The organism is Pseudomonas meliae (assembly GCF_001400515.1).
In the GTDB taxonomy this organism is placed as follows: Bacteria; Pseudomonadota; Gammaproteobacteria; order Pseudomonadales; family Pseudomonadaceae; genus Aquipseudomonas; species Aquipseudomonas amygdali.
This window is the reverse complement of sequence record NZ_LJQT01000034.1, coordinates 3,864-9,078: the sequence shown is the minus strand read 5'-3', so window position 1 is coordinate 9,078 and position 5,215 is coordinate 3,864. Positions and strand designations below refer to the sequence as shown.

At 60.2% G+C, this 5,215-nt stretch carries 5 protein-coding genes; 4 read left to right on the top strand and 1 reads right to left on the bottom strand.

Going from position 1 to position 5,215, the window contains the following annotated elements:
• Positions 1–181 precede the first annotated feature (181 nt).
• Positions 182–1,312, bottom strand: coding sequence for an ROK family transcriptional regulator (locus ALO64_RS01680; protein ID WP_004655898.1), 1,131 nt, complete (start codon positions 1,310–1,312; stop codon positions 182–184).
• A gap of 165 nt (positions 1,313–1,477) precedes the next feature.
• On the opposite strand from ALO64_RS01680, the gene ALO64_RS01675 reads away from it, so the two are divergent.
• The 4 genes from ALO64_RS01675 to ALO64_RS26085 form a co-directional block, all read left to right on the top strand.
• A complete protein-coding gene (locus ALO64_RS01675) occupies positions 1,478–2,794 on the top strand; it encodes an extracellular solute-binding protein (RefSeq protein ID WP_044345265.1) in 1,317 nt (438 codons plus the stop codon).
• Entirely contained in the window at positions 2,791–3,684 is an 894-nt protein-coding gene (locus ALO64_RS01670) for a carbohydrate ABC transporter permease (protein ID WP_044345264.1), read from the top strand. Before ALO64_RS01675 ends, ALO64_RS01670 begins: the two co-directional genes overlap by 4 nt.
• On the top strand, positions 3,681–4,574 hold the full coding sequence (locus ALO64_RS01665) for an ABC transporter permease subunit (protein ID WP_002555449.1): 894 nt from the start codon (positions 3,681–3,683) through the stop codon (positions 4,572–4,574). The genes ALO64_RS01670 and ALO64_RS01665 overlap by 4 nt, the downstream gene beginning before the upstream one ends.
• A partial coding sequence (locus ALO64_RS26085; RefSeq protein ID WP_235804969.1) for an ABC transporter ATP-binding protein occupies positions 4,571–5,215 on the top strand: 645 nt, incomplete at its 3' end. The genes ALO64_RS01665 and ALO64_RS26085, both read left to right, overlap by 4 nt.

The following is a 5,215-nucleotide window of genomic DNA, read 5'->3' as shown; positions in this document are numbered from 1 at the left end:
TTGTTCAGCGTCTCCTTAAGCACCGACTGCATGAAGAAATATTAATCGGCCAGCCCATACACCTGCCTGCCGCGGCTGCGCGATAGTCTTGAACTGTACAGGCCGAGGTGGCTTCTTCTGCATGACCATTGCCTTGGCCGCAACGTGCAGTACCCAGCAATGAGCTATTGCTGACGACAGATCAAACAAAAAACCGCTCTTTCAACGGCACCAGTGCCGCACCGATAGCCGCCGCATCGCCATTGGTCTCACTCAGCAATAACTGAGGCCGAGGCGGTGGCGCGTTGTAGCGGTGGGCTCCCCAGAAAGCCGTCGCCGCAATCAGGCGTCTGCCCAGCTCTGGCGGTAATTGCCCGCCAAACACTACCGCCTGTGGATCGAACAGGCCCGCCAGTGCGTTAACCAGACGATCCAGGGTTGGTTTGACGCGTGCCAGCCAGGTGTCCACGCCGGGCCAGTCAGGGTCGAAGCGCAGGCGCAGGTCTTCGATTGAATCTACCTGTACGCCGTTCTGATGCAATTCATCCAGCAGGTAACGCAAGGCCGGACGGTTTATCGACTCTTCGTCGTTGTAGAGGGTGATCTCGCCCGCGTTGCCGTGGCTGCCGAAATACGGTTTGCCGTTGATCACCACGCCTGCGCCGAAACCGAAGTTGAACGACAGGTAGATGAAGTTGCTGGCCCAGGCCCCCACGCCCACCAGGCTTTCACCGATGGCCGCAGTGGTGGCGTTGTTTTCCAGCCAGACCGGCATGCCGAAGCGCTCTTCGAGTATCGGTTGCAAGTCAATCAATGACCAATCGCGCAGCGGTTCGGGTGCGTTGATCTGGCGGTTCTCAAGAAAAAAACCGGCGATGGCGAAGCCCATGCCAATCACTCGTTGCGCCTCGATGCCATTGCGTTGAAGCATGCGTTCGATGGTCTGATCAAGCGAATCCAGCGTGCTGTTGCGGCTCAACGGCGGCGTACGCAAGGTGACCTGTTCCAGCACATTGCAGCCCAGATCGGCGATGCAGACCACTGCCGAATCGGTATTGATCGATACGCCGATGACATACACCGCCTCGTTGACCAGCTCAATGCGCGGGCTGGGCTGACCACGGCCGTTCTTCACTCGCTCGCCGCTGCGCAGCAGGCCTCGGCTGATCAGTTCTTCGATCAGGCGGTGCACCGACTGCTGAGCCAGGTCCATCTCGGTCGAAACCGTGGCGCGGGTGATCACACCTCGACGGCGAAGGATATCCAGCAATTTGCGTTCATTCAGGCTCAGCGGTTGGTGCGCATGAAGTGGCGTATCGAGGTCGAGGGGCATGGAATCTACAAATCAGGAGAGGATTAAAACAGTGGGCGTGTAAAGCAGTGTATCGCCCGCCACCCATTGCACACTTCCATCATGAAAATTTAATAAAAGTCGCGCAGGTCACAAATACTACACACAAGCTGTATTAAATGGCACTGAGTTCTTGTGGGTGTCCTCATGCCTTTCATCAGTAAGACGCTTTCCATGCTGGCGCTGCTGCCGTTCGCTGCTCAGGTCTTCGCCGCCCCCGCCGAGTTCTGGTATAGCCACGGCGGCGCGGCCGGAAGTGCCATCGCAGATTTGTGCAGAAGCTTCAATGCGCAGCGTGAGGATGGGGATCGCCTGCACTGTATCCGCCAGGGCAGTTATGAGCAGACGCTGCAGAAGACCGTCGCAGCGTACCGCGCAGGCATAGGCCCGGCGCTGGTCGAAATCTACGACGTGGCCACGCCTGACATGCTGCTGGGCGGTGCCACTCTGCCTGTCGAGGCCATCATGGCCGGTCATCAAAGGGCCTATTCCGACGACACCTTTCTGCCAGCCTTGCGCCGCTATTACTCCGATGATCACGGCGCTCTGGCGTCCCAGCCTTTTGCGGCGTCGACCGCCGTGCTCTACACGCACCGAAATGCCCTGACCGCGGCAGGTATCAGCGAGCCCCCCGCCACTTGGGAAGCATTTGCTACAGCCTTGCGGGCCTTAAAGAAAAACGGCCACGCATGCCCTGTCGTCAGCGAATTTTCGCCGTGGATCTGGCTGGAGCAGACCAGTGCAGCGCAAGGCACCGAAGTTGCGGTTCGCGCCGCTGGCACCGAACGCTATCAGTTCGACAAAGGCGCCCACCTGCGGCTGATGAACGACCTGGCGCAATGGACCGCCGAAGGTCTGGTGGTGCACGAGGATTCGACCCGCAGCGGCCAGCAGGCGCTGGCTTTCGCCACCGACGACTGCGCCATGCTGATCGACTCCACCGGTGCCTGGAATATCGTGCACAGCACGCTCAAATCCGATATCGATGTCACAGCACTGCCGATTTACGCCAACACCCAACGCCGTACCAACGCTCCCGGAGGTTCCTCGCTGTGGGTGATGCGTGGACATGCCGCTCGGGATTACCGGCTGGTCTCGGAGTTTCTGGCGTTCGTACTGCAACCGGATAATCAGTTGGTATTCAGTGCCCGGACCGGCTACCTGCCAGTTACTCAGGCGGCAGCGGCACGGTTGCAATCCGCAGGCAGAGAGCCGTCGGCCGTAATGGTCGGGCTTGCGGCACTTCACGACATTGACGGCCAGCCTTCTACGCCTTTGCGCTGCGGCTTTATCACGCTGATGCGTCTTATCTGGTCGCAGGAAATGGAAAACGCGCTCGCCGGTCGCCAGAGCGTTGAACACGCCCTGCGTCAGACAACGCTGCGTGCCAACGAATTGCTCAGTCTGTTTCAGCAGATGCATCAGGCCCAGGCCAGCAACGAGTCAGACGGGGCAACGCCATGAAGCCTCGTGCGCATTTTCCGCAACCGCGCCTGGCGCTGCTGTTTGCCCTGCCCCAATTGCTGGCACTCGGGTTGTTCTTTTATTGGCCTGCAGTCCAGGCAATCTGGTGGTCGTTTCATCTGGTGCCGCCCTTCGGTGGTAACGAAATCTTTGTCGGCCTGAGCAACTATTTGCGGGTATTGAGAGACCCTGGTGTGCTCGCGTCGCTAGGCTCGACGCTGGTGTTCAGCCTGTCGAGCGTTGTGCTTTCGATCCTCATCGCACTGGTGCTTGCGCTGTGCCTTGAACTGAAACTGCGCGGCAACGCAGTGTTTCGCAATCTGCTGATCTGGCCCTACGCGGTATCGGGCGCCACCATCGGCATTGTCTTTCACGTGCTGACCAATCCGGTGATGGGAATTCTCGCCTGGCTTAACGCGATTGCCCCCGGCACCTGGGCACCCTACGCCAGCCCGATGCAGAGCATGTTGTTGCTGATCGTGGCCTATGCCTGGTGCCTGGTGCCGTTCAACTTCGTGATGCTGGTCGCCAGCTTGAAATCCGTCCCCGATGACTACCTCGCCGCCGCCGCACTGGACGGGGCAGGCCCGTTGCGACGCATGCTCGACATACAGCTGCCGCTGATTGCGCCCTATCTGCTGTTCGTGTTTGTCATCGACCTGCTGGAAAGCCTGTCGAACAGCTTTGGGCTAGTCGACACCCTTACCCACGGCGGGCCCGGCGATACCACCAATGTGCTGGCCTACAAGATTTACACCGACGGTTTCATGGGCCTGGATCTGGCAGGTTCGTCGACACTGTCAGTGCTTATGTTGCTGGCAGTCGTAGCGCTGAGCATCGCTCAGTTCAAACTCTTGTCCCGCTTCCAGCGCCGTGGGGTGAAAGCATGATCGAGCGTCACCGTTTGCTCGATACGGGCGCTTATCTGCTACTGACGCTCGGTTTGGTGTTCGCGCTGGGGCCGCTGTACGTCGCAGTTTGCTCGGCAACTGTGAGCAACCCACAACTGTTCGCCCACGGCCTTGCGCTGATACCCGGCGACCAACTGCTGGAGAACCTGCAACAAGTCACCCGACGCCTCGACCTGCTGCGCTTGCTGGGCAATAGCCTGCTGGTCGCCACGCTGGTGGTAATCGGCAAGCTGACACTTTCGGCGCTGACAGCATTTGCCGTGGTGTACTTTCGCAGCCGCTACACCTCGGTGATCTTCTTTGCCGTGCTGGGCGCTCTGCTGCTGCCGCTGGAGGTACGCATCATCCCCACGTATGCGGTGGCCAGCGACCTGCTCGGACCGCTACGCAACCTGTTGCAATGGCTGGGCATCCAGTGGCTGCCGGTGCCGACCATCAACCTGCTCGACAGTTACACCGGGCTCGCCTTGCCGCTGATTGCCTCAGCTACCGGCACCTTTCTGTTCCGGCAGTTTTACCAGACTCTGCCCGCCGAACTGGTCGAGGCCGCACGTATGGACGGTGCCGGGCCCTGGCGTTTTTTTGTCGACATTCTGCTGCCGCTGTCGAAGACCAACTTCGCGGCGCTCGGCACGCTGGTGTTCATCGGCGCGTGGAAAGACTACCTGTGGCCGCTGGTCGCGACCAATCGCGAGGACATGCGCACGCTGGTGCTGGGCGTCGCCAGCTTTCTGCCGACCGATGCAACCCAGGTCCCCGAATGGAACCTGCTGATGGCCGCCGCCGTGGTCAGCATGCTACCCCCCATCCTCGTCATTGCGCTCATGCAGCGATGGTTTGTCAAAGGCCTGATCGGAGTCGGTAAATGAACGCGCTCACCCCTATTGCCTGCGCGCCGGATATCGTCCTCAAGGGGCTGCACAAAACCTATGGCTCAGGGCACATCCTTCACGGGCTTGATCTGGTTTTCAAGGCGGGCGAGCTTAACGTCATCCTCGGCCCGTCCGGGTGTGGCAAGTCCACGTTGCTGCGCATGGTCGCCGGGCTGGAGGATGTCAGCCAAGGGCAGATTCTGATGGGTGGCCGCGACGTGACGCGTCTGCCGCCCAAAGAACGCGGCTGCGCCATGGTGTTTCAGAACTACGCGCTCTACCCGCACATGAGCGTCGCCGACAACATCGGTTACGCGCTGAAGCTGGCACGCATCTCACGCAAGGAGCGCGAACAGCGTATTCGCGAGTGTGCCAGTTCGCTGGGGCTGGAGGAGTTGCTGCAACGCAAGCCCGGAGAGCTTTCCGGCGGTCAGCGTCAGCGCGTTGCGATCGGTCGGGCGCTGATCCGCAAACCGCCGGTGCTGCTATTCGATGAACCGCTGTGCAATCTGGACAGCGCGCTGCGCCATGAAATGCGCCTGTTGATTCGTAACCTGCACCAGCAGACCGGTGCGACGATTCTGTATGTCACCCACGATCAGACCGAGGCCATGACCCTCGCCGAGCGTGTGGTGATT